Annotated in this window: 4 protein-coding genes; all 4 read right to left on the bottom strand. The window is 37.4% G+C overall.

Features of this window, described 5'->3' with window-relative positions; genetic code table 11:
* Nucleotides 1–42: 42 nt before the first annotated feature.
* Nucleotides 43–606, bottom strand: a complete 564-nt coding sequence (locus GQR46_RS17925; protein WP_165741842.1) for a hypothetical protein — start codon at nt 604–606, stop codon at nt 43–45.
* 145 nt (nt 607–751) lie between these two features.
* Nucleotides 752–1,513 carry a divergent polysaccharide deacetylase family protein gene (locus GQR46_RS17920; protein ID WP_165741839.1) on the bottom strand — a complete coding sequence of 254 codons (762 nt, stop codon included), beginning with the start codon at nt 1,511–1,513 and terminating at the stop codon, nt 752–754.
* A 50-nt stretch (nt 1,514–1,563) separates the two neighbouring features.
* On the bottom strand, nt 1,564–2,829 hold the full coding sequence (locus tag GQR46_RS17915; RefSeq protein ID WP_165741838.1) for a S41 family peptidase: 1,266 nt from the start codon (nt 2,827–2,829) through the stop codon (nt 1,564–1,566).
* Between the two features lie 34 nt (nt 2,830–2,863).
* On the bottom strand, nt 2,864–3,321 hold a 458-nt coding region (locus tag GQR46_RS17910; protein ID WP_165741835.1), incomplete at its 5' end, for a peptidoglycan DD-metalloendopeptidase family protein.

The following is a 3,321-nucleotide window of genomic DNA, read 5'->3' as shown; positions in this document are numbered from 1 at the left end:
TTTATGAAGACCAAATAACTAAAAAATAAGGGAAGATTAACCTTAAATACCATCAATTAAATAGATAAAGATAAATATGAAAGCACATGTATTGAGGAAAAATGAGACCCAATACCACTTTGTGTATTTTTCTTCTATTTCATCCTTATCACAGTCTATCTGAAGGTTATCTTTAGTTTTCCCTGCTTGGCAGTGAGAATGAAGGAAATAAAGAGAAATTAAGTAACCAATAAACATTGTAAAGCTAAATGCAGAATATTTGTTATTGCTTTCAACAGTATTTACAAACATCCATATACAATTAAAGCCAGTAACACTTGCAGAAATAATGGCGTTAACGCACATTAGCATAAGAGGGTAGCCTGATCCTTTCCTACAAAAGTATATATAAATGCGTCCAAATACTGATGCAAGTGAACCTTCAAGTAAGAAGAATAAACAAGCAACAAATACCAAGTCGACACTAATTCTAATGGGTATTAAGTTATATCCAAAAATAATAGTAGGAACTGCATAGAAGGTATTTATTATTGCTATGATACTCGCAATTGAGCCCACAAATGAAATAGGTTGATTCCTTGCTTCAGCAATAATTGTTTTTAACAATTGATATCCCTAAATTATGGTTTGAGGTTACAAGCTTTAATAGCTGAGGTGCAGCTAGTGTTTTTATTATGAATAATTATATCATTTAATAGTTTAAATTATATTAACTTAAATACCTCACGACTAAGTCTGGACACTCATCATCTCATCGAGCACTAATCCCTTTACCCTCAGCCTGCGCTAACTGAATGTATTTACGCTCAACCAGCTGCGAAACCGGCACGAGCTCAAAACCTTGCTTAGTTAGCTCGGGTAAGGCATGACGTAAAAATTCGATTGTTTCTGGGTAGGGGTGAGCAATTGCAATAGCAGAATTATGGATGGTGGCTAGTTGTTTTAATTCTTCAAGCCTTAGCTGCAGTTGTTCTGGTGTAGTTATATTATCTAAAAACACTTGGCGACTAATATTGGCAACACCTAAAAAGTTAGCAGCATTTTGTGCTTGGCTTAAATCGGTTGTGCGGCTATCTAAAAAATATAAATGGCGCTTTTTAAGCACTTCCATTGTCCACTTCATAGCTTGGCTTTGCTGCGTAAGTGCTGAGCCCATGTGGTTATTAACGCCTTTAACTTGCGGCAAACTGGCGAGAGCTGTTCCTAAAGTTTGCTGAAGCTGCTCTTTATTCATATTTAAAGTGAGCGCGCCAGGTCCTAGTTCTTTACCACTAAGAGCCTGCATAGGTACATGAAGTAATAGTTCTTTATTTGATTGACTGGCAAGCGTTGCAAAAATTTGCGAATAAGGGGTATGGGGCAAAATTGAATATGACAATTGCCCTGGTAAGGAAAGGAACTCTAAGTCCCGTTGATGATAGCCTATGTCGTCTATCAATATTGCTATTTGCTTAGCGCTAATTGTTGCTGAGCTAAAACAAATAGCTAATATTAGCCATTTTATTATTTTCACGTTTATAGTTTTTATTATCTTTTTAGCTTTATTTATACAGCTTATACAAGCTATTGCATGCTGAGTAATTGTTTTGCTTTAACTAGCTGTAAATCGGCTAAGTTACTCGAGAGTAATTGCGCGTTACTGTTAGCGTGTTCATTTTTTATTATAACGGCTTTATTACTTTGTGAAAGGGTTGTTTGATTAACAGCCACATCGGGGGTTATTCCTATCCCATCAATCGACTTTCCTAGCGGCGTAAAATATTTAGCAGTAGTGAGCTTTAATGCAGTGTTGCCGTCACCTAGCGGAATGAGCGATTGTACAGAACCCTTCCCAAAAGACTGACTGCCAACAACGGTTGCTCGTTTATTATCTTTAAGTGCTGCTGCAAGTATTTCGGCTGCAGAGGCTGAGTTTTCATTTATAAGTACAACAATGGGGGCATTTTTTAGAATGTCTCCACGCTTTGCATAAAATGCTTGGTTGGCATCGTAAAAACGTCCTTTAGTAGTCACTATAGTGCCACTTTGTAAAAATAGGTCTGATACCGCTACTGCGCTTTGTAATGTACCCCCTGGGTTATCACGTAAATCAATTACTAAGCCTTTAAGTGGGTAACCAAAGTGGCTTTGCAGGGCAGCAACTTGCAGAGCAACCTCATGTAATGTGTGGTTAGAGAAGTTATTGATAGCTATATAACCAGTACCAAAATCTAGAAGTTCGCTTGTTACGCTTTCGAGGTTTATTTGGCGGCGTGCTACATGAAACGTGAGTGGGTTTTTATTGTTATCACGACTTATAATTAGGTCTATATTTGAAAATTTACTGTCTCTTATTAGTGTTGCTACTTCATCGATTGTAAGGTTTTGGGCTGCTTGGTTGTTTACACTTACAATAATATCGCCTGGCAAAATACCCGCTGCTTTTGCGGGGGAGTTATTAACCACATTAACAATAGTCATATTCTCGTCGATATTTTTAACCTCAATACCGATACCGGTGTAACGTCCATTTGTGTTATCAAATAATGAGGTTAGTTCGTGCTCATTTAAGTACTTAGAGTAAGAGTCGAGCTTTGAATATAAACGCTCAAACTGTTGGCTATTATATTTAATGTGGTGGCTATTTTGTAAGGTGAGATCTTCAACATAGTAGGCATGAATGTTAAAGAGTATTTCGTCTATTTGTTGTCTTTTAAGATCTTTAATCGAGCTTGCTAGTGCGTTACTAGAAAAAGCGATTAAGGTTAGTAATACAAGCAAATACAGACTTATATAAAAGCCTGTATTTTTTTGATCAATGGTAGTTACTACAGTTTTTTTAGTTGTCATCAGCTGCTCCAGAGCGGTGCAGCGATTTATTTAATTAAATGCGTTTGCACCATTTTACAGGATTTACTGCGCGTCCTTTGTGGCGTATTTCAAAGTATAGACCAGAACTAGCTTGTCCGCCGCTTTGGCCAACTAAAGCAAGGGTTTCGCCTTCGCGTACCATGTCGCCTACATCTCTTAGCAGTGTTTGGGCATGACCATATAGGCTCATAAAACCTTCACCATGGTCTACAACAATTACCCAGCCATAGCCCTTAAGCCAATCGGCGAATACAACTTGACCATTATGTACACTATTAATATTAGTGCCTTCTTTTGCACCAATTAATACGCCTTTCCAATCAATACCACCATGTTTACGTTGACCGAATGTGTGCTCTAACTTGCCTTTGCTCGGCCAATCTAATTTGCCCTTGCTTTTATTTAGGCCGAGTAATTCAATTTTTTGTGTTTTTTCTTTTTCGAGTTCTTCAATTGTTGTTACTAACGTTT

The organism is Pseudoalteromonas sp. Z1A6 (genome assembly GCF_011378745.1).
In the GTDB taxonomy this organism is placed as follows: Bacteria; Pseudomonadota; Gammaproteobacteria; order Enterobacterales; family Alteromonadaceae; genus Pseudoalteromonas; species Pseudoalteromonas arctica.
The sequence above is the reverse complement of the archived record's forward strand: the minus strand, read 5'-3'. Positions and strand labels throughout refer to the sequence as shown.

What these genes read in the sequence shown, in the direction of transcription:
- GQR46_RS17915 (WP_165741838.1), bottom strand. Translation starts at nt 2,829, where the DNA reads ATGACAACTAAAAAAACTGTAGTAACTACCATTGATCAAAAAAATACA.